At 49.7% G+C, this 26,964-nt stretch carries 24 protein-coding genes; 8 read left to right on the forward strand and 16 right to left on the reverse strand.

Annotation, left to right across the window (positions count from 1 at the left end):
• Window positions 1-95: 95 nt before the first annotated feature.
• A complete protein-coding gene (locus tag HMPREF2560_RS05870) occupies window positions 96-776 on the reverse strand; it encodes a YiaD family glycine zipper/OmpA-like lipoprotein (protein WP_070608134.1) in 681 nt (226 codons plus the stop codon).
• A 217-nt stretch (window positions 777-993) separates the two neighbouring features.
• Window positions 994-1,869, reverse strand: a complete 876-nt coding sequence (locus HMPREF2560_RS05875) for a YoaK family protein (RefSeq protein WP_070608135.1) — start codon at window positions 1,867-1,869, stop codon at window positions 994-996.
• A 160-nt stretch (window positions 1,870-2,029) separates the two neighbouring features.
• Here HMPREF2560_RS05875 and HMPREF2560_RS05880 point away from each other — a divergent pair, with 160 nt between their 5' ends.
• The 4 genes from HMPREF2560_RS05880 (at window position 2,030) to HMPREF2560_RS05895 (ending at window position 6,932) form a co-directional block, all read left to right on the forward strand.
• Entirely contained in the window at window positions 2,030-2,419 is a 390-nt protein-coding gene (locus HMPREF2560_RS05880) for a hypothetical protein (RefSeq protein WP_049331430.1), read from the forward strand.
• A 123-nt stretch (window positions 2,420-2,542) separates the two neighbouring features.
• A complete protein-coding gene (gene ribF / locus HMPREF2560_RS05885; protein WP_070608136.1) occupies window positions 2,543-3,469 on the forward strand; it encodes a bifunctional riboflavin kinase/FAD synthetase in 927 nt (308 codons plus the stop codon).
• A 138-nt stretch (window positions 3,470-3,607) separates the two neighbouring features.
• Complete coding sequence (ileS, locus tag HMPREF2560_RS05890) at window positions 3,608-6,400, forward strand: isoleucine--tRNA ligase (protein WP_070608137.1); 2,793 nt, start codon at window positions 3,608-3,610, stop codon at window positions 6,398-6,400.
• Window positions 6,401-6,479: 79 nt separating this feature from the next.
• Entirely contained in the window at window positions 6,480-6,932 is a 453-nt protein-coding gene (locus HMPREF2560_RS05895; RefSeq protein WP_141748424.1) for a hypothetical protein, read from the forward strand.
• Window positions 6,933-7,246: 314 nt separating this feature from the next.
• Here the strand turns inward: HMPREF2560_RS05895 and HMPREF2560_RS05900 are convergent, their stop codons facing one another.
• From HMPREF2560_RS05900 to HMPREF2560_RS05910, 3 genes are all read right to left on the reverse strand, one after another.
• The gene (locus HMPREF2560_RS05900) at window positions 7,247-7,639 is read right to left on the reverse strand and encodes an MliC family protein (RefSeq protein WP_070608139.1); all 393 of its coding nucleotides are present in this window, start codon (window positions 7,637-7,639) and stop codon (window positions 7,247-7,249) included.
• A gap of 241 nt (window positions 7,640-7,880) precedes the next feature.
• Window positions 7,881-8,006, reverse strand: a complete 126-nt coding sequence (gene ykgO, locus HMPREF2560_RS05905) for a type B 50S ribosomal protein L36 (protein ID WP_003685279.1) — start codon at window positions 8,004-8,006, stop codon at window positions 7,881-7,883.
• Complete coding sequence (locus tag HMPREF2560_RS05910; RefSeq protein WP_070608140.1) at window positions 8,006-8,281, reverse strand: type B 50S ribosomal protein L31; 276 nt, start codon at window positions 8,279-8,281, stop codon at window positions 8,006-8,008. Before HMPREF2560_RS05910 ends, ykgO begins: the two co-directional genes overlap by 1 nt.
• Before the next feature lie 171 nt (window positions 8,282-8,452).
• Between HMPREF2560_RS05910 and HMPREF2560_RS05915 the strand changes: the two genes are divergently transcribed.
• Entirely contained in the window at window positions 8,453-9,949 is a 1,497-nt protein-coding gene (locus tag HMPREF2560_RS05915) for a TrkH family potassium uptake protein (RefSeq protein WP_070608141.1), read from the forward strand.
• Window positions 9,950-10,002: 53 nt separating this feature from the next.
• On the opposite strand, the gene galU is transcribed toward HMPREF2560_RS05915, so the two are convergent.
• The 4 genes from galU to ampD form a co-directional block, all read right to left on the reverse strand.
• Window positions 10,003-10,866: a UTP--glucose-1-phosphate uridylyltransferase GalU gene (gene galU, locus HMPREF2560_RS05920; RefSeq protein ID WP_070608142.1), complete on the reverse strand. Its 864-nt coding sequence runs from the start codon at window positions 10,864-10,866 to the stop codon at window positions 10,003-10,005.
• Window positions 10,867-10,992: 126 nt separating this feature from the next.
• Window positions 10,993-13,461 carry an NAD-dependent DNA ligase LigA gene (ligA, locus tag HMPREF2560_RS05925; RefSeq protein ID WP_070608143.1) on the reverse strand — a complete coding sequence of 823 codons (2,469 nt, stop codon included), beginning with the start codon at window positions 13,459-13,461 and terminating at the stop codon, window positions 10,993-10,995.
• 140 nt (window positions 13,462-13,601) lie between these two features.
• Window positions 13,602-14,870 carry a cell division protein ZipA C-terminal FtsZ-binding domain-containing protein gene (locus HMPREF2560_RS05930; protein ID WP_070608144.1) on the reverse strand — a complete coding sequence of 423 codons (1,269 nt, stop codon included), beginning with the start codon at window positions 14,868-14,870 and terminating at the stop codon, window positions 13,602-13,604.
• Window positions 14,871-15,047: 177 nt separating this feature from the next.
• On the reverse strand, window positions 15,048-15,614 hold the full coding sequence (gene ampD / locus HMPREF2560_RS05935) for a 1,6-anhydro-N-acetylmuramyl-L-alanine amidase AmpD (RefSeq protein ID WP_070608145.1): 567 nt from the start codon (window positions 15,612-15,614) through the stop codon (window positions 15,048-15,050).
• 115 nt (window positions 15,615-15,729) lie between these two features.
• Here ampD and mltG point away from each other — a divergent pair, with 115 nt between their 5' ends.
• The 3 genes from mltG (at window position 15,730) to HMPREF2560_RS05950 (ending at window position 18,963) form a co-directional block, all read left to right on the forward strand.
• Window positions 15,730-16,725 (forward strand): endolytic transglycosylase MltG, encoded by a 996-nt coding sequence (gene mltG, locus HMPREF2560_RS05940; RefSeq protein WP_070608146.1) that lies wholly within the window; start codon window positions 15,730-15,732, stop codon window positions 16,723-16,725.
• A 67-nt stretch (window positions 16,726-16,792) separates the two neighbouring features.
• Window positions 16,793-17,419 carry a dTMP kinase gene (gene tmk / locus HMPREF2560_RS05945; RefSeq protein WP_049331462.1) on the forward strand — a complete coding sequence of 209 codons (627 nt, stop codon included), beginning with the start codon at window positions 16,793-16,795 and terminating at the stop codon, window positions 17,417-17,419.
• A gap of 263 nt (window positions 17,420-17,682) precedes the next feature.
• The gene (locus HMPREF2560_RS05950) at window positions 17,683-18,963 is read left to right on the forward strand and encodes a malic enzyme-like NAD(P)-binding protein (protein WP_083306184.1); all 1,281 of its coding nucleotides are present in this window, start codon (window positions 17,683-17,685) and stop codon (window positions 18,961-18,963) included.
• 302 nt (window positions 18,964-19,265) lie between these two features.
• Here HMPREF2560_RS05950 and HMPREF2560_RS05960 read toward each other — a convergent pair whose 3' ends face one another.
• From HMPREF2560_RS05960 to HMPREF2560_RS05990, 7 genes are all read right to left on the reverse strand, one after another.
• Window positions 19,266-20,609 (reverse strand): aldehyde dehydrogenase family protein, encoded by a 1,344-nt coding sequence (locus HMPREF2560_RS05960; protein WP_070608148.1) that lies wholly within the window; start codon window positions 20,607-20,609, stop codon window positions 19,266-19,268.
• 79 nt (window positions 20,610-20,688) lie between these two features.
• The gene (locus HMPREF2560_RS05965) at window positions 20,689-21,348 is read right to left on the reverse strand and encodes a MarC family protein (protein ID WP_049328611.1); all 660 of its coding nucleotides are present in this window, start codon (window positions 21,346-21,348) and stop codon (window positions 20,689-20,691) included.
• Window position 21,349: 1 nt separating this feature from the next.
• Window positions 21,350-22,498: a rod shape-determining protein RodA gene (gene rodA / locus HMPREF2560_RS05970; protein WP_070608149.1), complete on the reverse strand. Its 1,149-nt coding sequence runs from the start codon at window positions 22,496-22,498 to the stop codon at window positions 21,350-21,352.
• On the reverse strand, window positions 22,491-24,539 hold the full coding sequence (gene mrdA / locus HMPREF2560_RS05975) for a penicillin-binding protein 2 (RefSeq protein WP_070608150.1): 2,049 nt from the start codon (window positions 24,537-24,539) through the stop codon (window positions 22,491-22,493). Before mrdA ends, rodA begins: the two co-directional genes overlap by 8 nt.
• Before the next feature lie 4 nt (window positions 24,540-24,543).
• Window positions 24,544-25,044 carry a rod shape-determining protein MreD gene (mreD, locus tag HMPREF2560_RS05980; RefSeq protein WP_070608151.1) on the reverse strand — a complete coding sequence of 167 codons (501 nt, stop codon included), beginning with the start codon at window positions 25,042-25,044 and terminating at the stop codon, window positions 24,544-24,546.
• Between the two features lie 4 nt (window positions 25,045-25,048).
• The gene (gene mreC / locus HMPREF2560_RS05985) at window positions 25,049-25,891 is read right to left on the reverse strand and encodes a rod shape-determining protein MreC (RefSeq protein WP_070608152.1); all 843 of its coding nucleotides are present in this window, start codon (window positions 25,889-25,891) and stop codon (window positions 25,049-25,051) included.
• Window positions 25,892-25,902: 11 nt separating this feature from the next.
• Complete coding sequence (locus HMPREF2560_RS05990; protein ID WP_039862245.1) at window positions 25,903-26,940, reverse strand: rod shape-determining protein; 1,038 nt, start codon at window positions 26,938-26,940, stop codon at window positions 25,903-25,905.
• Window positions 26,941-26,964 lie beyond the last annotated feature (24 nt).

Here is a 26,964-nt window from a genome sequence, read left to right on the forward strand (position 1 = left end):
GATTGAGGAGGAGAAATTGCAAACAAAATCTACAAAGAAAAAGGCCGTCTGAAATTTCAGACGGCCTTAAGTATGGGAATCAGACAGATATCGGATTACATTTGTTTTTTAGCGGCATCAATGGCGCGTTGGTCTGGGTTGATCAAGATTTCAACGCGGCGGTTTTGTGCGCGGCCTTCAACAGTAGCGTTGGAGGCGATGGGTTGACGGGAGCCGTAACCGAAAGTGCTCAACCGGGTGCTGCTTACGCCACGGGATTGCAGGAAGATGGCAACAGATTCGGCGCGGTTACGAGACAATGGCTCGTTGATGGCGTCGTTACCGGTGTTGTCGGTGTGACCGTTGATGGTCAAAGTCGTGTCAGGATATTGAACCAAAGTTTGCGCGGCGGCAGACAAGGCGCTTTGGGCTTGGCCGCTCAGGGCAGCGCTGCCGGTAGCGAAGGTTACGTTTTCAGGCATAACCAGTTTGATTTGGTTGCCTTGACGTTCAACTTCAATGTTGGTATTGGCCAGGCTTTGACGCAGTTTTTTCTCTTGGTAGTCCATGTAACCGCCGATACCGGCACCTACTGCACCACAAGCCAATGCGGAGTTACGCGCGCCTTTACCGCCGTGGGTCAGCGCACCAACGATACCGCAAACAGCCGCACCGCCCAAGCCGTACATAGCGGTTTTGCTGGCGGATTGTTGGCCGGTAACAGGATCAGTTACACAGCCGGTGAGCGCCAAAGGAATCGCAGTGGCAATAACGGTCAGGGGTTTCAAGAATTTCATGTCGTATCCTCTTTTTAGATGACGGATCGGGCCGTCTGAAAAAATGAATAAAAACCGCGTGGGTCATTACGGATTTATGATACCCAATATCCGAAACGCAAAAGAATGGGTTTAACCCGATATTACGCAAATATTTGCCAGTTAACATAATACTGAAACATTTCTGCATTTTTCTGACAGTTTGGCCGTTTTGCCGTCAGATAAAAAGCAGGTTTCTTTACGATTTCTTCCGTTTTTTCTTTTTGCGGCGATACCAGCTGACAAATGCCCATTTCAATCTGACTTTGACATCGTACCCCACCGAGCCTGCGCCCAGTATGAACAAAACGGCGGAAACGGGCAGGGCGAAATGATGGCCGACCAAATGATAACCCCATACGCCAACCACGCCGCCCAGTAAAAACGACAGCATCAAGCCGCTTAAAAGCCACATTTTCGGTTTGTTGACGCGGACGTGCGGCAGGCGCGGATGATGTTGTTTGGAATAATAAAGTGCGCGTGAAATTTCAATGCCCAAATCGGTTGCCGTGCCGGTCATATGGGTGGAGCGGATGGCGGAACCGGACAAAAGCGTAATAACGGTATTGTGCATACCCATAATAAAGCACAATAAAAACAATGCTAAAGACGGCATAATAAAATCAGAGCCGCCAAAATTCCATTCCATCGCGGCAATGCCGAACCAACCGAATATCAACAGATAAACTGCTTCCAGCCACATGGAAAATCCAAAGCTGCCACGGAAACGCATTTGCTGCGTCCACAAAATCACCCAGCCCGAATGCGCGGCTCCGGCAACAAAACACAACACGCTGATTGTGGCAATAATGGCCACACTCCACTCTTGAAGATACAAAACATCTGCCAACAGCGACATTGAGCCGGTAACGTGGGAGGTATAACGTGAGAATGCGAAGTAACCGCCGGCATTAATCGCACCGGCAAGAAAGGCCATGATGTAGCCCAGCCGTCTGAAACGGGCATCGGAAATATTGTGTTCGTGCAGGTACGGGCGATCCGCCTGCCAAAATGGCGGCGTGTGTTGCCTGTGGTGGCGCAATCGGTAGGAGTGGGGCGGTTTGTCAGTGTTCATTGAGTGGGTTTGGAGTTAAACATTCATACAGGGTGTATTTTATATGCAACTGCCTGCTGCTAAGAACAAATAATATAAAGTGTCCCCAAGTTGCCACACTTGCCCATTACAAGATGAAGGCGTACATTAATAACCATACATGAGTATAAGGAAACACCCGATGAATCCTATCCGCCTGACCTTATTGATTGGTGCTGCCGCATTACTTGCCGCCTGCGCCACTACGCCTGAGCAAAAAGCCGCACGCGCCCAAGCGCAGAAACGCTATGAGCAGGATCTTCAAGTGCATCTTGCCGCCCAATGCGATCAGGAAACTGCCGCGCTGATCCGCCGCAAATTTGACGAAGAAGGCAAACCCGGTGCCGCAACTGCGGAACAAAAAGCCTTCCGCCTTAAATATATCGACAAAGTTTCCGATCCGATGTTCCAAGCCTGCTACAAAATGGCATGGCAAAACTATATTTCTCAAGAACAGCTGCGTGAAGCCCGCTACTATCGTTATTATGACGATTGGGGCTATCCGTTTGGCCGTTATCCTTGGTGGTGGTAAGGTATTAACAAACTTTAGGGCCGTCTGAAAGCATATATTTATTGGTTTCAGATGGCCTAAGGTTTATTGAAACGGCAATAACGTTTACAATAGCCGCCTATTCAAACACAATACCCACCACCCATGAACATCTGGCTTGGACAGCGACACGCGCCCAAATTTCCTCAAGGAGCCGCCGTAACCATCGGCAACTTCGACGGCGTACACCTCGGGCACAAACACATTCTACAAAAACTCAAACGAGAGGCAGACCAGCGCGGTCTGCCTGTTGTCGTTGTTGTTTTTGAGCCCCAGCCCAAAGAATTTTTTGCGCGCAAAGCCGGGAAAAAACTGCCTTACCGCATCAGCCCGCTGCGTACCAAATTGCGCCTTTTGCGTGAAACCGGCTGTGTAGATGCCGTTTGGGTCTTGCGTTTTAACCAAGCTTTCTCCGATATGAGCGCGCAAGCATTTATCGACCAGCTTTTGCGCCAAACGCTCAATACGCGTTATTTGTTGATTGGCGACGATTTCCGTTTCGGTGCCGGCCGTGAAGGTTGTTTCGAGCTTTTGGCTCAACAGCCCGATATGCAAACCGAGCGCACGCCGTCCGTTATCGTTGAAGACATCCGCACCAGCAGTACCGCCGTCCGCCAAGCCCTTTCAGACGGCAAGTTGGAATACGCCAAAAGACTGTTGGGCCATGATTACGTGTTGAGCGGCAAGGTCAAACACGGGCAAGAACTCGGCCGCACCATCAATGCGCCTACCGCCAATGTCCAGCTTCCTCCGTATCATTATGCGCTAAGCGGCGTATTTGTCGTTGAGGCAGACGGCACATTCGGCACGCGCCGAGGCGTTGCCAGCTTTGGTTTTAACCCTACTGTCAGCAACAACCGCTCGCAAAAACTGGAAGTCCATCTGTTCGATTTCAACGGCGATTTGTACGGCCAACGCATCTTCGTCCGCTTCCTGCACAAACTGCGTGACGAGAAAAAATTTGAGAGTATCGAAGCATTGAAAACCCAAATTTTGCAAGATATGGAAGATGCGAGGGTTTGGGAAGCATAGAAACGCTTCTAGAAGCTTATAAAATCAAGACAATTGGGCTACAATAAGTCCTTTGAATTTTTTCAGACGGCCTGTTCTTTTTAAAATGAGCAATCAGGCCGTCTGAAACCGAAATACCGCAACAATAGAGATCAAAAAATGACCGATTACAGTAAAACCGTAAACCTGCTCGAGAGCCCGTTTCCAATGCGCGGCAATCTTGCCAAGCGCGAGCCTGCATGGCTGAAAAGCTGGTACGAGCAAAAACGCTACCAAAAACTGCGCGAAATCGCCAAAGGCCGTCCGAAATTCATTCTGCACGACGGTCCTCCGTATGCCAACGGCGACATCCACATCGGTCATGCCGTCAATAAAATTCTCAAAGACATCATTATCCGCAGCAAAACCCAAGCCGGTTTTGATGCGCCTTATGTACCGGGTTGGGACTGCCACGGTTTGCCTATCGAAGTAATGGTAGAAAAACTGCACGGTAAAGACATGCCGAAAGCCCGTTTCCGCGAATTGTGCCGCGAATATGCCGCCGAACAGATTGCCCGTCAGAAAAAAGACTTTATCCGCCTGGGCGTGTTGGGTGACTGGGACAATCCTTATCTGACCATGGATTTCAAAACCGAAGCCGATACTGTACGTATGCTCGGCGAAATCTACAAATCCGGTTATCTCTACCGCGGCGCGAAACCGGTTCAATTCTGCTTGGACTGCGGCTCTTCTCTGGCTGAAGCGGAAGTGGAATACAAAGACAAAGTATCGCCTGCGATTGACGTCGGCTATCCGTTTAAAGACACTGCCGCGCTTGCAGCCGCATTCGGTTTGTCCGGCATCGAAGGCAACGCGTTTGCCGTTATTTGGACAACTACGCCTTGGACTTTGCCTGCGAGTCAAGCTGTTTCAGCTGGTGCAGACGTGGTGTATCAACTGATTGATACGCCTAAAGGCAAATTGGTATTGGCCAAAGATTTGGCAGAAGATGCGCTCAAACGTTACGGCTTTGCTTCAGACGACCTGAAAGTATTGGCAGAAACCACAGGCGACAAGCTGGAAAACCTGCACATGAATCATCCGTTCCTCGAACGCGATATTCCCATGCTCAACGGCGACCACGTTACCACCGATGCTGGTACCGGCTTGGTGCATACTGCGCCTGCGCATGGTCTGGAAGACTACGCTGTCTGCAATAAATACGGCATTGAGCTTTACAACCCTGTAAATGCCGAAGGCAAATACATCAGCGAAACACCTCGTGTTGCTGGCATGCGCGTTTGGGAAGCCAACCCCGTCATCCTGCAATGGTTGGAAGAAACCGGCAACCTTTTGGCAAGCAGTAAAATCGAACACAGCTACGCACACTGCTGGCGTCACAAAACGCCGTTGATTTACCGTGCGACCGGCCAATGGTTTGTCGGTATGGACAAAGCCGGTGCAGACGGTAAAACCTTGCGCGACAAAGCCATCAAAGCCGTTGATGACACCGAATTCTTCCCGTCATGGGGTCGTGCGCGTTTAGAAGCCATGATTGAAGGCCGTCCTGACTGGGTGGTTTCACGCCAACGCTATTGGGGCACGCCGATGACTTTCTTTGTTCACAAAGAGACCGGTGAATTGCATCCAAACTCTGCCGAGTTGTTGGAAAAAGTTGCCCAAAAAATCGAAGGAAAAGGTATCGAAGCATGGTTCTCTCTTGATAAGAGCGAACTCTTGAGCGAGGAAGATTGTGAAAATTACGACAAACTTTCCGATACCATGGACGTATGGTTCGACTCCGGCTCGACCCATTATTCCGTCTTGAAACAACGCGAAGAATTGGAATGGCCGGCTGACTTGTACCTCGAAGGCAGCGACCAACACCGCGGCTGGTTCCAATCCTCCATGTTGACCGGTTGCGCCTCATCAATGGGTCGTGCACCATACAAACAGCTGTTGACCCACGGTTTTGTGGTTGACCAAAACGGCCGCAAAATGTCGAAATCCATCGGCAACGTCGTCGCGCCGCAAGAAGTCTACAACGAATTCGGTGCAGATATCCTGCGCCTATGGGCGGCATCCACCGATTACAGCGGTGAATTGGCGATTTCCAAAGAAATCCTCAAACGTGTAACTGAAAGCTACCGCCGTATCCGCAACACCTTGAGCTTCCTGTTTGCCAACCTCAGCGACTTCAATCCTATTGAAGATGCCGTGCAACAGGCAGACATGGTGGAAATCGACCGCTACGCCGTGGTATTGGCACGTCAGCTGCAAGAGCGTCTGGCAGGCGATTACTATCCGCGCTACGCCTTCCACTTTGCCGTAAAAGACATTGTTTCTTTCTGCTCGGAAGATTTGGGCGCGTTCTACCTCGATATCCTGAAAGACCGCCTCTACACCACAAAAGCAGACAGCCATGCACGCCGCAGCGCGCAAACTGCCCTGTATCACATCACACGCAGTTTGGTTCTGCTGATTGCTCCGATTTTGTGCTTCACCGGCGAGGAAGCATGGGACATCATCGGTGGCGGCGAAGAAGATAGTGTCCTCTTCCACACATGGCATGAGTTCCCACCCATCAACGAAAAAGCCGAAGCCGAACTGGTGAAAAAATGGACGGCAATCCGCGAAGCCCGCGAAGCCGTAACCGCCGCCATCGAGCCTTTGCGTACAGACAAAACCGTTGGTTCTTCATTGCAAGCAGAAGCTGAAATTACGGCTCCGGAAGAAATTGCCGACTATCTGAACACTTTGGGCGAAGAATTGCGTTTTGCTTTACTGGTGTCTAAAGTGGAAGTGAAAGTAGGTAATGAACTTGCTGTAACCGCTAAAGCCAGCGACGGCGAAAAATGTGAACGCTGCTGGCACTATACCCACGATGTGGGCGCAGTTGCAGGCCATGAAACCATCTGTAAACGTTGTGCCGATAACGTTGACGGTAAAGGCGAAGACAGGCATTACGCTTAATTGTTTGGTCTAAGATAAAGGCCGTCTGAAAACTTTGAAAATAGGTTTTCAGACGGCCTTTTATTTGACAAGAATGGAGATGAAGATGAAAAAAAGGATACTGTTTTTCACTATAAGCTTATTGTCTGCCTGCAATAATCAGCAACAGCAACCGGTTGAACCGTTACAGGAAACAATCCGAGTGCACAATATTCCGATTAACGTGATTACCCCTCAAAACGGCGTACCGATTGATTTTGAAAAAAAAGAATTTCAAGAAGCAAAAACATTTTTCGACAAGATTCAGAAAGTAGCGAAGGTTGCGAGGGCATATTATATTTATCCCGAACCATCATGCTATACAAGGGGAAGCGGACGCTACTCTACGAAAGAATGTCACCCAGGCTTGGTTGAAAAAACATGTTTTTTAGTGAGTATGGAACTACTCAATCCTTCTTTGACAAAACTTTCAAACGAACAGCGGTTATCGGGAAGCCTCAAATATATCGAACATCGGAAAAGAGAACTTAAGAAAAATGCCATGCTATCGTAACATTTGATATTTTGGATGAAGGGGTAAATTATATTGTCTATGCAAAGAAATTTAGAAAATATGCCCATTCCAAACCAGAAGTTACCGCCAACCTAGCTTTAAACGGATTATTATTTGAAGGTGTATGTACGAACAACTCTCCCACGGCAAAATTTACTTCTTGGGAAAGTACTGCAACAGTCGATTGGGTACGGGAACTGATAAAAATCAACCAACAAGGATCCAAGCCCGATCAGCCATAAAATTAAAGGCCGTCTGAAAACCTGAAATCCGGGTTTCAAACGGCCTTTAGCTATTCTATCGCTAAGTAGAAATTAGCGGGCAGAGCAAGAGGTTTCTACTTTGTTGCCATATGGGTCAGTGAAGCCGAAGAATGCTTCGCTGCCTTTTTGATGCCATTCAGCGCCTTTGCCGAACAGGCCTTGGTTGACAACATAGCGTTCGCCTGAACCTGCAACGGCAGAAGACAGGGTGGCAACTTTGTCGTCAAGGCGTAATTCAACTTGATCGGTGCTCAGGTTGCGGATTTGTACAGACAGGCCGTTTTCGCAGCTGAATGATTGAACACGGGCATCATGATCGTGTGCACGGCCGTGGTCATGATTGTGCTCGTGACGGTGACCATGGTCATGTTGATGGGCTTCGGGTGCGGCACAGGCAGCGAGGCTCATGGCGGCGGCAATTGCAAGCAGGGCTTTTACTTTCATTTTTGACTCCTATGGTCAGTGTTGAAGGAAGAATGTAGCGGCATGTTATAAATATCTTTATGGCTTCACAATAGGGATAACCATTATTTACTTTTCCTTCCTGTTTCCGGGAGTATGGCAGGATTTTTTGTAGTTTTGATATGAATGATTAATGCCGTTTGAAAAAAAGCCGCACTTGCGCTAGAGGTAAACGAAAGTGCGGAAAATTCAGAGAGTTACATTGAAATATGAGTTGGGCCGCTTAACGCTGGCGTGCTTTAAAGCGGGGGTTGCTCTTGCAAATGACGTACACTTTGCCTTTTCGGCGGACAATTTGGCAGTCGCGGTGTCGTTTTTTTGCAGTTTTCAGGGATGAGAGGACTTGCATCATTTATCCTTTCTGAAGGAAGACATCATGGATTGGTAACGTTGGTTGAACTTGCTGGCGCGGCCTTCGATATTGACATTGCGTTGTTTGCCTGTGTACACCGAGTGGGACGCGGAAGAAGTATCAAGCGAAAAGAGGGGATACTCTACTCCGTCCTTCCAAACCATGGTTTTTCCGTGGGTATTGGCGCATGAACGGATGAGCCATCCTTGGTCTGCGCCGCTGTCGTAAAACAGGACGGTACGATAGTTGTCCGGGTGGATATTAGGTTTCATTTCTTTCTCCAGTAAATGTTATGGTATAACATTATACTCCTAGAAAAAGAGCAGGCAAGTATTTTTTGTTTTTCTTTATCACGGGATTGTGGCATTTTGATAAAATATGCGGTTTCAGGCGGCCTTTTTTATGAGGCCGTCTGAAACATTTTGTTTTCTGATGATAGGAATATGATGTATCTGCATAAGGGTTTCAGATTGGGCGGTGCGGTAAGCAAGGTGATGCCGATTGTCCATGTATTGTCCAAGCTGGGGCTGTTGTTTTCATTGCTGTTGGCCGTGCCGACACTGATGTCGTATTTTTATCACGACAGCGCGTTTCTCGTGTTTGCCTATACGGCTTTGACCGTATTGCTGGTGTCGTGCGTAACTTGGGTTCTGACGCTGCGTTTCAACCGTGAATTGCGGCCGCGTGACGGATTTACCCTGGTATTGATGCTGTGGCTGGCTTTTGCCGTCGTGGCGGCGATGCCGATTTATTTTTATATGCCGTCCATGAGTTTCACCGATGCGTTTTTTGAGGCGATGTCGGGACTGACGACAACGGGGGCAACAGTGATTTCCGGCTTGGATACGCTGGCGCCGTCGGTGAATTTTTGGCGGCACATGCTCAACTGGCTTGGCGGTATGGGTATTATCGTGCTGGCTGTGGCAATTTTGCCAATGTTGGGCGTTGGGGGGACGCAGCTCTTCAAAGCGGAAATTCCGGGTATGGATAAAGAAAGTAAGATGGCGCCCCGCATTTCGCAAGTGGCCAAACGGCTATGGTTTGCCTATGCGCTGACAACTGCTGCGGCTTTTGTATCCTTACATATTGCCGGTATGGGTTGGTTTGATGCCTTGTGCCATGCGATGTCGGCAGTGGCCTTGGGCGGTTTTTCGACACATGATGACAGCGTTGCCTATTTTAATTCTGTAGCAGTCGAATGGACGTTGATGTTTTTTACTGTCTGGGGCGGTATCAATTTCGCCAGCCACTTTACAGCGCTGGGCAACCGCTCCTTGCAGGTGTATTGGAAAGATGAAGAATGCCGCACCATGCTGCTGGTTTTGTCGGGCAGTATTTTGATTTCGGCATTGTATTTATGGCAGCAGGACGTTTATCAAAGCCTTGGCGAAGCTTTGCGCTTTGTCAGCTTCAACTTTGTGTCCATCGGATTGGCAAGCGGTTTCTCCAATGCAGACTTTGCCCAATGGCCGCTGATTGTGTCATTGTGGATGTTTTTCCTGTCGAACGTATTGGCAAGTTCAGGCTCTATGGGGGGCGGTATTAAAAACGTGCGTGCGTTGGTGTTGTTTAAATTCAGCTTGCGCGAAATGTTGATTTTGCTGCATCCGCGTGCGGTTCGTACGGTAAAGGTCAACAATCGCTCCATTCCGGATCGTATGGCGCTGACCGTTATGTCGTTCATTTTTATTTACTTTATGACGGTCATTGTATTCAGCTTTTTACTGATGGCCGCAGGCTTGGACTTTTTATCCGCCTTTACGGCAGTCATTGCTTGTATTACCAATGCAGGGCCGGGTTTAGGTGCAGTTGGTCCGTCGCATAATTACGCTGCGCTGAGCGATGTACAGAAGTGGCTGTGTACGGCGGTGATGTTATTGGGACGTTTGGAGATTTTTACCGTTTTAATTTTGTTTACTCCGGCATATTGGAAGAAATAAGTGTAGAAAAAGGCCGTCTGAAATTTCAGACGGCCTTTTTATAATGGCTGGGCTTAAGCGTATTGTTTGATCAATTCTTTGAATTGTTCGCCAGTTTCAGGGTGTTTCAAACCATAAGCCACGGTTGCTTCAAGGTAACCCAATTTGCTGCCGCAGTCGTAGCGTTTGCCATCAAACGCATGAGCCAACACAAACTCATGGTCGAGCAGGCGCGCAATACCGTCTGTCAGTTGGATTTCGTTACCGGCGCCGCGGGGCAGGTTGGTCAACAAGTCAAAAATACGCGGAGTCAGGATGTAGCGGCCGACAACTGCGAGGTTTGAAGGTGCTTCTTCCGGTTTTGGTTTTTCAACAATATTGACTACACGTTGATAGCTTTTCAGTTTTTCAACTTCAACGATACCGTAAGAGCCTGTTTGAGAAGGATCGATGGTTTCAACGCCTAAAACGCTGTTGCCGCTTTGGTTATACACGTCAACCATTTGTTTTAGCGCGCCTTTAGGCGCATCAATCAAATCGTCTGCCAAAATAACGGCAAAAGGTTCATTACCAACGGCAGCCTGCGCGCACAATACGGCATGACCCAAACCCAATGCTTCAGTTTGACGGATGTACATGCAGGTAATGTTGGAAGGCAGGATATCGCGAACGTGCGCCAACAGTTTGTCTTTTTGACGCAATTCCAATTCAGTTTCCAACTCGTATGCTTTGTCGAAGTGGTCTTCGATACTGCGTTTGTTACGGCCGGTGATGAACACCATTTCAGTACAGCCGGCTTCAACCGCTTCTTCAACTGCATATTGAATCAGAGGTTTGTCCACGATAGGCAGCATTTCTTTTGGGCTGGCTTTGGTCGCAGGCAAGAAACGGGTGCCCATACCGGCAACGGGAAAGACGCATTTTTTAATGGGTTTCATATTATTATCCTATTTTAACTATGGGTTTATACCCAAAAAGTGTAAAGATGTAGTCGCATGTAGCGATGATACCACATGATAAGGGAGCAGTTGGCTTGAAAAGGCGGATTGCTTGTAGATACTGTCTTATCTCAGCAACGACAGTAATTCTTCTTCACTCAATACGGCCACGCCTAACGTTTGAGCTTTTTCCAATTTACTGCCTGCAGCTTCTCCGGCGACAACGTAGTCGGTTTTTTTGGATACGCTGCCGGAAACTTTTCCGCCTGCCGCTTCAATCATGGCTTGGGCTTGGTCGCGTTTGAGTGTAGGTAAAGTCCCTGTTAATACAAAGGTTTTACCTGCTACGGCCTCGTTAATACCGTCTGAAATAGTTTCATCTTGAAGCTTAGACAGCGTTTGAGCAAAGAAAGTTTTCATATTTTCAAGCAGGGCTGCATTTTGCGGTTTGCCGCGCCATGTTTGCCAATCGGCAGGTAACGCTTTGTCGGTTTGCAAACCTTCTATGCTTTGTCCGGCGAGTTCCCACAAGGCCAGTGCTTTGGTTTCGCTGATTTTAAAATCGGGCAGGCGGGCAATCCAGCGTTGCGGCTCGGCATGGCGCAACGGTGGGATAGTGATAGCCTGGCTTTGTGGGGCAACACCTACAGCCAGCAGCTCGTCTATCATCGCCTGTTGGGCTTCTTGGGCGAAAAAGTGGGCAATGGAGCGGGCAACCACCGTGCCGATATCAGGCAGGCAGGCGAGGATGGGTTCGGGTGCATGGCGGACATGTTCGAGCGTACCGAATGCCTGCGCCAACGTTTTAGCGGTACGTTCGCCGACGTGACGGATGCCGAGGGCAAAAAGGAAGCGCGCAAGTTCGGGCGTTTTGCTGGCTTCTATGCCTGCAAGGATGTTTTCTGCCCATTTGGTCGGCTGTTTTTTATTGTTTTTGGCAAGCAGAGTATTGCCGGTCTCGCCTTCAAAGTCTCCAATTTCACTGTTTGATGGTTCTTCTTCACTAGCTGACGCTTTATCCGCTGTTTCCTTCATTTTTTGCAGGGTCGGGATATCGAGGTGGTAGAGGTCGGCGAAATGACGAACCAAATCTTGCGCTACCAGCTGCTCGATTTGTTTTTGACCAAGTCCGTCGATGTCCATGGCTTTGCGTGAGGCGAAGTGGATCAAACCTTGCGCACGTTGTGCTTGGCAAAGCATACCGCCGCTGCATCGGGCAACCGCTTCGCCTTCTTCACGTTCGATTTCGCTGTGACAGATAGGGCAATGGGTAGGCAGGCGGTAGGGTTTGTGAAGCGGTTCGGCTCGGGTTTCAGATGGTGTTTCGGCAAACAAATCGTCTTGCAGGCCGTCTGAAACGGAAATATTGGTTTCCTGCATTGGGCGACGTTCAAAAATCACGCGCACCACCTCGGGAATCACGTCTCCGGCGCGGCGTACGACAACTGTATCGCCAACGCGCACGTCTTTGCGCGATACTTCGTCCTGATTGTGCAGGGTGGCGTTGGTAACGGTAACGCCGCCGACGAATACAGGTTGCAGGCGTGCGACGGGGGTTACTGCGCCGGTGCGCCCGATTTGTACATCAATGGCTTCGACAATGGTCAATGCTTCTTCAGCAGGAAATTTGTGGGCAATGGCCCAACGTGGCGCGCGTGAGATGAAACCCAGTTTTTCTTGTTGTGCCAGACTGTTGACTTTGACCACCATACCGTCGATTTCGTAGGGTAGAGTAGGGCGTTTTTGCTGCATTTTCTCGTAAAACGCCAATACTTCGTCGATATTGGGGAAATAGCCGAAATTACCATCAGGCAGGCTGAAGCCAAGCTCTTTACAGTAGCTCAGCTCTTGCAGGTGTTCTTCTGCGATAAAGCCGCCTTGTTGTCGGGCGATAGAATAGGGGAAGAAATGCAGTTTGCGCTGTGCCGTAATGCGCGAATCGAGTTGGCGCAGACTGCCGGCGGCGGCATTGCGCGGATTGGCGAAAGGTTTTTGTCCGTTTTCAGCCTGTCGTTCGTTTAAGGCGGCAAAATCGGCTTTGAGCATCAGTACTTCGCCGCGTATTTCGATAAGCTCGGGAATATTTTCTCCATGCAGGCGCAGGGGGATGTTGGATACGGTTTTGACGTTTTGGGTAACGTCTTCGCCTGTGGTGCCGTCGCCACGGGTTGCTGCTTGAGTCAATACGCCGTCGCGGTACAGCAGGCTGATGGCCAGACCGTCAAATTTAGGTTCGATAACGTATTCTGGTTTTTCTCCGTTTAATCCGCCACGAACGCGTTCATCAAAAGCGTACATTTCGGCATGGTCAAACACGCCGTTTTCGTCTTGTGGCGAAAAGGCGTTGGTCAGTGACAGCATAGGCACTTCATGACGCACTTCATCAAAGCCTGCCAAAGGTTCGCCACCGACACGTTGGGTCGGGCTGTCGGGCAGTTTGAACTCGGGGTAGTTTCGCTCCAATGCCTCGAGCTCGCGGAACAATTTGTCGTATTCGGCGTCGGGTACGCTGGGAGCATCTAAGGTGTAGTATTCGTAGGCGTAGCGGTTGAGGAGGTCGGTCAGGTATTTGATACGTTGTGCGGTCGGATTCATGAGCAATCGAAATAGAGTTTTCAGACGGCCTGATGATAGAGAGGCCATCTGAAAATCTATGAATATTGAAGATGAAGGGATTTTACCTGAAAAAAAGCGGATATGCCGTCATTGCATATCCGCTTTTTGATTGGGGAATTTTAAGAGAACAGGCGCAGGGCTTGTTTGCTGCCGGGTTTGATGCCGACTTTAAGCATTTCTTCCTGACGGGCCAAAACGTAGTTGCGTACGTCTTTAAGCCATTGGGTGGAAACTTCTTCCATTTGGTCGTTAACCAAATCCAAGCTGAGTTGGCCGGAGAGTTTGACTGCCAAGTCCATAAATTTGTCGAAAGTTTTTTCGCCGGCAGGAACATGCGGAATATCCAAAAGCATGCTGAAGCCGCGGTAGGCTTGGTTGTCCAGCAAAGGATTGGTAAACGGTTTGTTGTCCAAGGTATGGATGGAGAACAGTTGAGGGTTGTTGTTGTCGCCGAAGTGGAACGCGCCGTCTTCACCCAGTTTGAAGCCTGTATCTTCCACAGCGGCACGCAACTCTACGCCGCTGATATTGGAGTGGGAAACCAAGTGAATGGCGATGGTTTGGTCAACACGCGCACAGAATTGGTCTAGTGCTTGCGCGACTTCGGTGAAGGCATCCAAGTCGGTATGTAAAACTTTGCCGTCCATCAGCTGGGCAAAAGCATCAACCTGTTGGTCGAAGTGTTGCAGCTCTTCACGCGCGGCCAAACCGTTGCGGCTGACAGCCTGCAGGCCCATAACGAAGCCTTGGTAGTAAACGCCCGGAATCGGCTCGGCAACGCGGAAATGGTCGTCCATGGTGCAACCGATGATTTGGAAGCGGTGGGTGCCGGAAAGGCGCGGCAGTGCATGCAATTCTTGGGCTTGTTTCAGGGAGATGTATGCCATGTAGTCGAAGCGCGGGTCAAACCAAGGCAACTCGACTTGAGACAATTCGTCCAAGCTGATCAATGGTACTTGTGCCGCAGGTTCGGCAGCGGTTTCAACCGAGGCTGAAGCGGCTTCGGCAGGGCTGATAGTAATTTCGTTGTTTAAGCCGATAACGGTGTGTTGGACTTTTTCTTCTGCGGAAAAGTCGTCTTCCATGGTCAGCTCGACATCGGTTTTAAGTTGGGCAGGGTGAGCCAGTTTGGCTTTTGCCGCGTAGATTTCATCTTGCTCTTGCAGGTTGCGCAATGCCTCTTCGGTTTTTTTGTTTTTCTTGATAAACAAACCTTGGCCGCCGGTTTCTTTGCTGTCGCGGACATGTTTGGTTTTGCTGGTCAAAAGTGCATCCTTATCGGAATGGCCGAATTGTTCGCGCACTTGTTTGCGGTATTGGTTTTCCTGGTACATGTTGTAACCGATGACCGCCAAAAGGGCGGCGAGGGCTAAGACGATGAAAATCATGGAGTAATCACTTTTTAAAAAGGCAGCATTCCGTCTTTTTCAGGGTGCGGAATCTTGCTGCGTGGGAAGTTCGTTGGAGCCGGACTTTATGTGTCCGAATGAATAGCTGAATTATAACGAAAATAAACGGTTGTGACAGCATTATGTCTGCCAATCATTGTTCAGGCCATCTGAAAGTTATCCGCGCCGGATAGAGAAACCTGCTTTTTGAAGGCGAGGCCAATCGAAGAAATGTCCGGGATCGGTTTTCCTGTCCGGCGCGATGTCCTGATGACCGGTAACGGCCTGAATCGGATAATGCTCGGAAATAGCGGTCAGCAAGGCTTGCAGGCTGGTGTATTGTGCTTCGGTAAAAGGCTCGAAATCGCAGCCTTCCAATTCGATACCGATGGAAAAAGCATTGCATTTTTCTCTGCCTTGAAACGACGATACGCCGGCATGATAGGCCATGTCGTCGCAGGAAACGAATTGGACGGTTTCGCCCTTACGGCTGATGAAAAAATGGCTGGAAACGCGCAAGGTGTGGATAATGCTGAAGAAAGGATGCTCGTCAGGGTTGATTTGGTTGGTAAACAATTTTTCCACTGCCCCTGTGTTGTATTCAAAAGGAGCGAGGGAAATATTGTGGAGGACAACCAATGAGATGTCTTCATCCGGTTCGCGCGGGCTGAAATTGGGCGAATGAGTTTGGCGTGCATTCAGCCAACGGCCGTTTTGCCAAGTGTTTTTGGAAGGGAAATTCATGGTTTCAGACGGCCTTTCGGGATAGGAAAACATACGTTGGGGAAGGTGGCAGGCTTAATGCGCTTGTTTTCGGTTATACTGTCGCCCGACACGTTCACAAACCAAGAATCCTACCATGTTGAAAAAATTGTTGAAATGGCTGGCCGTATTTTTGACGGCATTTGCCGCCGTGGTTGCCGCATTGTTGTTTGTTCCGAAAAACAACGGCAAGCCATACCGTATTACCGTTGCTAAGAATCAAGGTATCTCTTCCGTCAGCCGCAAACTGGCTCAAGACGGCATTGTTTATAACCGTTATGTGCTGGTAGCCGCCGCATATGTGATGGGCGTGCACAACCAACTCAATGCCGGTTCTTACCGCCTGTCTTCCAAAGTATCGGCTTGGGACATTTTAAAACGCATTAGAAAAGGCCGCCCTGATTCGGTCAGCGTGCAAATTCTAGAGGGTGCGCGGTTTGTCCAAATGCGCCGTATTATCGACAATACTGCCGACATTGCCCACGATACGCGCGGTTGGAGCGATGAAAAACTGATGGCTGAAGTGGCGCCCGACGCCTTGAGCAGCAATCCTGAAGGACAGTTTTTCCCGGATAGTTACGAAATTGATGCCGGCGGCAGCGATCTTCAAATTTACAAAATCGCCTACCGTAAAATGCGGGAAAACCTGCAAGAAGCATGGGATGATCGTCAAAGCGGCCTGCCTTATAAAAATCCGTATGAAATGCTGATTATGGCGAGTCTGATTGAAAAAGAAACCGCACACGAAGACGACCGCGCCCATGTGGCCGCCGTATTCGTCAACCGCCTGAATATCGGCATGCGCCTGCAAACCGACCCGACTGTCATCTATGGCATGGGCGATGCATATAAGGGCAGAATCCGCAAAGCCGACCTGCAACGCGATACGCCTTACAATACCTACACGCGCAGCGGTTTGACGCCGACGCCGATTGCGCTTCCCGGCAAGGCCGCGCTTGAAGCGGCGGGTCATCCGTCTGATGAAAAATATCTGTATTTCGTCTCAAAAATGGATGGTACGGGCCTGAGCGAGTTCAGCCACAATCTTTCTGAACACAACGCTGCCGTACGCAAATATATTTTAAAGAAATAAACCAAATAGGCCGTCTGAAATATTTATAATCCCTGTTTCAGACGGCCTTTAAATTGACGATATCCATATGAAACCCAGATTTATTACCCTTGACGGTATAGACGGCGCAGGCAAATCCACCAACCTCGCCGTAATGAAAGCATGGTTTGAAAAACACCAACTGCCCGTATTGTTTACGCGAGAACCGGGAGGTACTCCGGCCGGAGAAGCATTGCGTGAAATCCTGCTCAACCCTGCCACCCAAGTCAGCCTGCGTACCGAAACCCTGCTGATGTTTGCAGCCAGACAGCAACACTTGGAAACAGTCATTCTGCCTGCCCTGAAAAACGGCACGCATGTCGTTTCCGACCGCTTTACCGATGCAACGTTTGCCTATCAAGGCGGTGGACGAGGCGTTCCCTTACAAGATATTGCCACGCTTGAACATTGGGTGCAGGGCGATTTCCGCCCAGATTTAACCTTGCTGTTGGATGTGCCTTTGGAAGTGTCAATGGCACGCATCAACCAAACGCGTGAGAAAGACCGCTTTGAACAAGAAGAAGCCGAGTTTTTCAATCGGGTGCGCGAAGTATATCTGCAACGTGCTAACGAACAGCCGGAACGCTATGCCGTCATCGACAGCAGCCAAAGTCTGGACGCGGTAAAAAATCAGATTGAAACCGCGCTGGACAGTCATTTTGGATTGAATGTTTAAGTTTAAATAAAATGCCGTCTGAAAGAAGGGTAGTGTGGCGAAGAAATATTATTACAGAAGTTTTTAGACATAAAACCAAATAAAACGAAATATCAAAACAAATGTAATAAATATCGGTATGCGCCACCAAAAGAACATGATAAAATTACGGTCCCTTACAAAGCCGGTCTGTTAACAACCCGACTTTAGAAATTTTAAACGTCTGAAGCAGCCTGTTTCAGACTTGTTCGCTGTAAAATCTCTCTCGCAAACAGGATCGATAAATGGAAAATTCATTAAAAGAAGCCGCCCTGCAGTTCCACGAATTCCCCGTGCCGGGCAAAATCTCCGTTACCCCAACCAAATCTCTGGCCACTTCTAAAGATTTGGCGTTGGCGTACTCTCCGGGCGTAGCCGCTCCTTGTATGGAAATCCATGCCGATCCGCAAACTGCCTACAAATACACTGCCAAAGGCAATTTGGTTGCCGTGATTTCCAACGGTACCGCAGTGTTGGGTTTGGGCAACATCGGCGCATTGGCCGGTAAACCTGTAATGGAAGGCAAAGGCGTATTGTTCAAAAAATTCGCCGGCGTTGACGTGTTCGATATTGAAATTGATGAAAAAGACCCGCAAAAACTGGTAGACATCATCGCTTCTTTGGAACCGACTTTCGGCGGTATCAACCTCGAAGACATCAAAGCGCCTGAGTGCTTCTACATCGAACGCGAATTGCGCAAACGTTGCAAAATCCCTGTATTCCACGACGACCAACACGGTACTGCCATCATTACCGCTGCCGCTGTATTGAACGCTTTGCGTTATACAGGCCGCAAAATTGAAGAAGCGACTTTGGTGTGCTCCGGCGCAGGTGCGGCCGCGATTGCCTGCTTGAACCAATTGCTGGATTTGGGTTTGAAACGCGAAAACGTGACCGTTTGCGACTCCAAAGGCGTGATTTACAAAACCCGCGAAGACAAAGACCGTATGGACGAGTCCAAACAGTTCTACGCCATTGAAGATAATGGCCAACGCGTATTGGCCGATGCCGTTAAAGGTAAAGATATCTTCTTGGGTCTGTCCGGCGCAAACCTGCTGACTCCTGAAATGCTGAACACCATGAACGAAAAACCAATCGTGTTCGCTATGGCAAACCCAAATCCGGAAATTCTGCCTCCATTGGCAAAAGAAACCCGTCCGGATGTGGTAATCGGTACCGGCCGCTCAGACTTCCCGAACCAAGTAAACAACGTATTGTGCTTCCCATTCATCTTCCGTGGCGCATTGGATGTCGGCGCGACCACAATCAACGAAGAAATGAAACGCGCCTGCGTGTATGCTTTGGCTGATTTGGCGATGGAAGAGGTAACTGAAGAAGTGGTTGCCGCTTACGGTAAGAAATTTGAATTCGGTGCGGAATACCTGATTCCTACCCCATTCGACTCCCGCCTGTTGCCTCGCGTTGCTTCTGCTACCGCTAAAGCAGCTATGGAAAGCGGCGTAGCTACCCGTCCAATCGCTGATTTGGATGCGTACGCTGCTAAACTGGCCGGTTTGAAATTATAATCCGGTAAGTAGTATTTGATTGAAAATGCCGTCTGAAAGTTGTATTTCAGACGGCATTTTTGTTTATTGGGTATTTTATAGAGGGTTTAATGAAACGGTTGGAATGATGAACATGGTAAGCTGCTGATTCAAAATAGGCGTGGAAATATGAATTGTTTTCTAAAATAGGTTTCTTATTTTTGAGCCGATTTGATTTTGCAGAATTGGTATGGGTTTTAAATACAATATTTTTGCCAGCTTTTTTAAACAACATCAGGCCGTCTGAAATCGGGTTTTCAGATGGCCTGAGTTAATGAAACGGTTTATTTTTGCCAATAGGTTTTGACGTTGACGAACTCGTACAGTCCGAATTCGGATAGCTCCCGTCCGTAGCCTGAAGCTTTGACGCCGCCAAAGGGGAGGCGCAAGTCGCTGCTGGTGTGGCGGTTGATAAAGACAGAGCCTGCTTGGATTTTTTCGGTGTATTGCCATGCGTTTGCCGTGTCGGCTGTGTAGATACAGGCGCCGAGGCCAAAAGGTGTGTCATTGGCAAGCGCAACGGCGTGATCTGGATTGTCGGCGCGTAAGATCATGGCGACTGGGCCGAAGACTTCTTCGTGCCAAACGCGGCAGTTTGGGTTGATTTGATCCAATACCGTGGCAGGGTAAAACCAGCTTTCTCCCTCAGGGATATAGCCGCCGCTCAAGCATTGCGCGCCATGTGCAACCGCATCTTGAACCTGCTCGTGTACGGATTGACGCAGGTCTTCGCGGTGAAGCGGGGCAAGGGTGGTGTTCGGGTCTTTGGGATTGCCGGTTTGCAGTTTGGCGCACTCGGCAAGGAAGAGCGGAATAAATTGTTCGGCAATATCTTGGGTAACAACGATGCGTTTGGCGGCATTGCAGGATTGTCCGGCATCGCGAAAGCGCGAATAGCAGGCATCGATGGCTGCGCGTTGCATATCGGCATCGGGCAGGATGATAAACGGATTGCTGCCGCCTAGTTCAAGGACGGTTTTTTTCAGATGTTTGCCTGCGTGGGCGGCCAGCAGGCGGCCGGTATGGGTTGAACCGGTAAATGCCATGGCATCGGTATCTTCAATGGCTTGAAGCGTGTCTTCATGGCTTAACCATGCGCCGATAAGCGGTAAACCTCTGGGGACAAGGCTGAATAGGGTTTCGCTGACGCGGGCAACACTGGGCGCAGGTTTGACCGCGCAGGCATTGCCGGCACAAAGGGCAGGGATGGCAAATCGTAAAATCTGCCAAACAGGATAGTTCCACGGCATGACCGCCAAAACAACGCCCAAAGGCTCGAAGCGGACTTGGCTGAGGCTGGCTTGGGTGGCGATGGTTTTATGGGCAAGCAGTTCGGGAGCAAGGCGGACGTAGTAGCGGATAAGCTCGATGGATTTGCTGATTTCGGCACGGCATTCGTGCAGGCAGCGTCCGACTTCTTCGCAAACCATTTCGGCAAGGCGTTCTTGGTTTTGGGTAAGGCTGTCGGCAAATTGCTGTAAGAGGGCGGTGCGCTCGATAATGCTTGATTGGGCGAAGGTTTGTTGAAGGGTTTGGAGGCGGTTTAATTCGTCGGTGAACTCGGTATAGCTTTGCGCCGGTCGGCAGTAAATGGTTTCTCCGGTGAAAACGTGGGTGCTGTGAAACATGGTTGGCTCCTTTGTTTTTATGTTTTTATGAGGCCGTCTGAAAATGTTTCAGACGGCCTTTCATTGTGATGATTGTACTTTAAGCGACCAGTTGGGGAAAAATAGATTTTAAGCCGGCAACAATAATCTCTACGGAAATGGCGGCAAGCATCATGCCCATAATGCGGTTGAGGATGGTCAGGCCGGTAGTGCCCAGGCGTTTGCTGATGCGTCCGGCCACGACCAGAATGAAATAGCAAATCAGGCTGACCAAAAAGCCGGAGATGATAATCAGGGCAATATCGCTGTAATTTTTGGCGGCAGAGGAATAAATGATGACAGTGGAGATACCGCCGGGACCGATGGTAATCGGAATGGCAATGGGTACGACGGCAATGGCTTTTTCATTGCGGCGGACTTGTTGCGCACTTTGATGTTCTTCTGAATGGGGATCAATTTTGGGTTTGGCAGGATTATCGTTGCCGTTCATTAAGGAGATGGCAATCAGCAAAACCAGAATACCGCCGCCGACTTGGAAAGAGCCAACGCTGATGCCGAGTACTTTCAACAAGATACCGCCGCTCAGTGCAAAGACGATGATTACGATGAAAACAGCCAATGCGGCAGTACGCGCGATTCTGCGCTTTTCTTTGGTGCTGTGGTTTTGTGTCAGATCAAGATAAATTGAGAGCGCGCTGAAAGGATTAATCAGCACGAGAAATGCCACAAGTAGCTTGCCGATTTCTACACCCAGTTCCATATTATTCCTCGCTTTCAGTTAGGTCATCGTTATCCGCATTACGGCGGCGGTTTTTGTGTTCATTGGCAATACCCATCAACAGGGCGAGCACCACCATGATGGAAAGCGTAGCCGTACCGCCGTAGCTGACCAAGGGGAGAGGGACGCCGACAACGGGCAAAATACCGCTGACCATGCCCATGTTTACAAAGGCATAGCAGAAAAAGGTCATGGTCAACGCGCCTGCCAGAGTACGGCTGTAAAGGGATTGCGCTTGCGCGGCAATCCACAATCCGCGTGCCAGAATGATAAGGTAGACCAGCAGTAAAAGGATATTGCCAATCAGGCCGAACTCTTCGCCGAATGCCGCGAAAATAAAGTCAGTCGTTGATTCGGGAATATAGTCCAAATGGGTTTGCGTACCGTTGAGCCAGCCTTTACCCCATACACCGCCCGAGCCGATGGCAATCATGGATTGGATGATGTGGTAGCCTGCACCTAACGGATCTTTGGTTGGGTCGAGCAGGGTAAGGACGCGGGTTTTCTGGTAGTCGTGCATGCCGTAGTTCCACAAGAGCGGCAAAGCGGCCACAAAGGCAATAATGGCGGCAAAAATAGCCTTCCAAGGCAATCCGGCAAAGAAGATGACAAAAATACCTGAAGCCATAATCAGCGCGGCTGTACCGAGGTCGGGCTGCTTCAAAATTAGGGCGGCAGGAACAAGAATCAGAACGAGGGCGACAATATAATGTATCCATTTCAGACGGCCTTCATAGCGTTGGAAATACCACGCGACAGTCATGGGAATACCGATTTTCATGATTTCGGAAGGTTGGATACGGGTAAAGCCGAGGCTCAGCCAACGTGTCGAACCGTTGACGGTAACGCCGGCAACTTCGACGCCAATCAGCAGTAATACGCCGACAATATAAACAGGCAGGGCAACTTTGGCAGCCGTTTGCGGCTTGAATACGGCGATAATCCATAAAAGGGTAAAGCCTAAAACGGTATGGATGGTTTTGTTTTCCAATTGGCCAAACTCTTGCCCGTCCGCAGAATAAAGCAGGAATAGGCTCATGATATAGATGGCGAGCATGGCAAAAAACAGCCAAGGGTCAATTGGGGCTGCAATGGTGGATTTTAAATTTTTCCACGCTGATGTGTTATTCATGATGAACCTCCGGCTGTGAGGCAGGGCTTGTCGGCGTCAGTCCGTAGGCGGATTGGAAAATACTGGTAATAGGCTGATGTTTATCAGTTTTTTCAGTTTGGGTCAAATCTGATTCAAGGACGTCTGAAAACTGTTGCGGCTTGACGTGAAGCATATAAAAATCAGTCATTTCACGAGCCAATGGCGCGGCATACGCACCCCAGCCGCCGTTTTCCAAAATAACGGCAATGGCGATTTCAGGTTTTTCCAATGGCGCAAACGAGATAAACCATGCGTGGTCGCGGTGTTGTTCGCGCAGGGCTGCGGCGTTGTAGCGGCCTCCCTGTTTGATTTGTACGACCTGGGCCGTACCGGTTTTACCGCCCATCGTATAGGCGAGTCCACCACCGATACGGTGCGCTGTACCGCCCGGTTTCAATACCTTTTCCATTGCGCGTTTGACGTACTCGAAGTTGTCGGCTTTGAACGGAATTTGACGCTCAGGATTGGGGTTGATGCGGGTAATTTTGCGTGCGCCGAAATCCAATACTTCTTTGACCAAATGCGGCTGATGGACAATGCCGTTGTTGGCCAGAGATGCTGTCGCATGTGCCATTTGCAAAGGCGTGTAGGCATTGTAGCCTTGGCCGATACTGACGGAAACCATCTCGCCGGCGCGCCATTCTTTGGCGGTAGGGTCGGAAGACTTGGCAAAGCGTTTGGCTTTCCATTCGCGGCTAGGCAAAACGCCTGTGTATTCGCTGGGCAGGTCAATGCCGGTTTTTTGGCCGAAACCGAATTGCGCCAGATACGGAGAGGCTTTATCAATACCCATCTCGTAACCCAAGCGGTAGAAGAAAGTATCTGAGGATACTTGAATGGCTTTGCTCAAGTTGGCCGAGCCGTGGCCGCTGCGGACAGAGTCGCGGAAGATATGGCGGCTGCTGGGGATGCTCCATGCGCCGGGAGCGGGGATGATGGTGTTTTGAGTGATTTTGCCGCTTTCCAACAAGGCCATGCCCATAAAGGGTTTGAATGTAGAACCCGGCGGATAAAGGCCTTGGGTAACGCGGTTGATCAAAGGCTTTTTCCAATCGTCATTCAGCATTTTCCAAGTGTCGCTGTCGATGCCATCAATAAAGAGGTTGGGATCGAAGGAAGGTTTGGAAACAAAAGCCAAGACAGTACCATCTTGCGGATTGATGGCCACCAATGCGCCACGGCGGTCGCCCAAGATTCGGTCGGCTTCCTGCTGCATACGGATATCCATGCCTAGGCGCAAGGTTTGCCCCATTTTGGACGGGACATTTTTCAATACGCGGACGATATTGCCGTAAGCGTCTTTTTCGACTTCCTGATAGCCTGGAATGCCATGAAGCTGGTGTTCATAATATTTTTCCAAGCCGGATTTGCCGATATGCGTACTGCCGCGGTAGAGGGCGGTCAGACCTTCTTCTTCCAGCATTTCTTTGTCTTTGTCGCTAATACGGCCGATATAGCCTAAGAAATGGGAAGTCAGTTTGCCGTAAGGATATTCGCGGAATGTGCGTGAATTGACCTCTACGCCTTTGAATTCGCGCAGATGTACGGACAAACGGGCGGCCTCTTCATCGGTCAGCCTGAGCTTGAGTGGGATATTTTCAAATTTTCGATAGCTTTCGCGGTATTTTTTGAAGCGTTTTAAATCTGTCGGTGTGATATCGACATATTTTTTCAATGCTTCAATGACATCTTCCATCTTGCCTTCAATGCGGCTGGGAATAACTTCGAGCGAAAAGACTGGATAGTTTTTGGCCAAAGGAACGCCGTTGATATCGACGATTTCGCCGCGTACGGGCGGCGTTGGAATCAGGGTGATGCGGTTGCTCGATGCCTGACCGGAAAACTCGTTGTGTTGAGTCACTTGCAGGTAAAAGAACCGCGCCAGCAAGATGGAAAAGAAGATGACGATCAGGATAAAAGCAACGAGCAGGCGCAATAGGGCGTCGGCTTGTGCTGCCTGAGTGGAAGGTTTTTGGGTATGTTGACCACCGGAAAGACGGCGTGGAAGAATCGGTTTCATCTTTTCAGCGGGAGCGGTGAATACGGGTCACAATCAACATTAGCTGGCTGAGTATCGGCCAAAGCAATGCGCCGACAAATGGGGCAACAAAGCCTTGCAAAGTGATGACCTGATGATTAAGGAACAAACGGGCAACAGTTAAGACGGCCTGATTGAGAAGCAGCGCAGCCAATACAGCGGCTAATTGCATAATGTGGCCGTAAAGCATGATTTGGCGGCGGCGGTTTAAGATGAAATAAGTCATCACGACGTAAGACAGGGCGTGCAAGCCCAAAGTTGCGGCGGTTGCGGCATCGACAATCAGACCGATGGCAAAAGCCAGTCCCATGCCTGCGCGTTGCGGCTGGTGCAATGTCCAATACAGCAATATCAGTGCCGTCATTTCAGGCAGCCAGAAGAATCCGTCAAAGGAAAACGGCATAAAGTCCAGTATCATCATCACTATGAGACTGGCCGCCATGATGTGCAGCGGTACTGCACGGTAAGAATCGTCAAAATCGTTCATGAAATCAGCGTGGGGAAGAAGGGGCGGAAGAAAGTACCAAGACAAAACGGCTGCTGCGTAAAGCGGCCAAAGGCGTCAGTTGCGTATCGTAATAAGGCGTTCCCGATGCGCGGACAACCTTGTTGACGGTTGCAACGGGAATCCCCGCCGGATAAGTACCGTCCAAACCGGAAGTCAGCAGAACATCGCCGGGTTTCAAGTCTGAGCCGGTTGGGAAATAGCGCAAATCCAAACCGTTGCCATTGCCGTATGCCAAATTGCGTTCACCGGTGCGGCTGACGGCTACGGGGACAATGCTTTGTCCGCCCGAAATCAGCCCAATTTCCGCACTTTGTGTGTGAACTTGTGTCAACAGGCCGATCAAACCACTTTGATCGATGACTGCATCGCCAACTTTCAAACTGTCTTGGCTACCCTTGCCGATAATCAGTCTTTCGGAAAGCGGATCTTTGCCATTGGAAATGACTTCCGCACCGATAACGTTGTGAATGCCTTTTTGTTGCAAACCGTACAGTTTTTTTAATTCACGCAATTCATCGGTATTGACTTTATCTCGCTGCAAATCGATTTTCAGACGGCCATTTTCTTCCATAAGCTGGCGGTTTTGTTCCAAGAGCTCGGATTTGGACTGGGAGAGGTCGGCAAAATATTGATAAAGTTGAACAGGTTGATTCGCCAGCCATTGAACAGGATAGAGCATGGGCATTACTGCCGCACGTACAGGCTGCATCAATGAAAAGCGGTAATCGGCCACCATCAGGCCGGCAGCCAGCGTGATATAAACGACAAAACGAGGCAACAGCTTAGGGCCTTTTGCCTCGTCAAAGCGCAAAGAAGAGCGTTCCATAACCATCTACCTTATGGGTTTTCCGTAAACACGGTATCCCATTTGCCGATATAGTCCAAAGCCTTACCAGCACCATAGGCGACGCAATTTAGAGGCTGGTCGGCAATACCGACGGGCAGGCCGGTTGCATCGGCCAAGACGGTATCGATACCGTGCAGAAGCGCGCCACCGCCTGTCAGCATAATACCGCGGTCGGCGATGTCGCCGGCCAATTCGGGCGGAGCCTGTTCCAAAGCCAGACGAACGGCACGGATGATTTGATTTACCGTTTCACTCAATGCTTCACGGATTTCATTTGAAGTAACCGCCAAGGATTTAGGCGTACCTTCGGCCAGATCGCGGCCTTTAATGCGCATGGCTGTTTCTGTTTCAAAGCCCGATGCAGAGCCGATTTGTTTCTTCAATTCTTCTGCCGTCGCTTCGCCAATTAAGACACCGCGATGGCGGCGCAGGTAATGGATGATACTTTTATCGAATTCATCGCCGGCTGCGCGGACGGAAGCAGAATAGGCCATGCCTCCCAGTGAAAGAATGCCGATTTCGGTCGTACCGCCGCCAATATCGACAATCATCGAACCTGCCGCATCTTCAATCGGCAAGCCCGCGCCCAAAGCGGCAGCCATCGGTTCTTCAATCAAATGTACGCTTGCCGCGCCGGCAGCAAACGCAGAATCCAAAATCGCTTTACGTTCCACTTGGGTAGAGCCGCCCGGAACACAGATAACCACACGGGGTGGAACCAAAGATCGTCCTTCGGTGGCTTTTTTAATCAACATACCCAGCATACGCTCGGTAATCACAAAATCGGCAATCACTCCGTCCCTCATCGGACGGACGATTTCAATATTGCGCGGCGCACGGCCCTGCATTTTTTTGGCTTCCGTGCCCACGGCCATAATTTTACTTTTATTGCCTGCGCCGGATTGAATCGCAACCATGGACGGCTCATCCAAAACAATCCCTTTGCCGCGTACAAAAATCAGCGTGTTGGCCGTGCCCAAGTCGATGGCAATATCATTGGAGAGGAAACGAGATAAAAGACGAAACATTAGGATTCCTGAAATTCCGGCCCA

It is taken from the genome of Neisseria sp. HMSC078H04 (assembly GCF_001838135.1).
GTDB lineage: Bacteria > Pseudomonadota > Gammaproteobacteria > Burkholderiales > Neisseriaceae > Neisseria.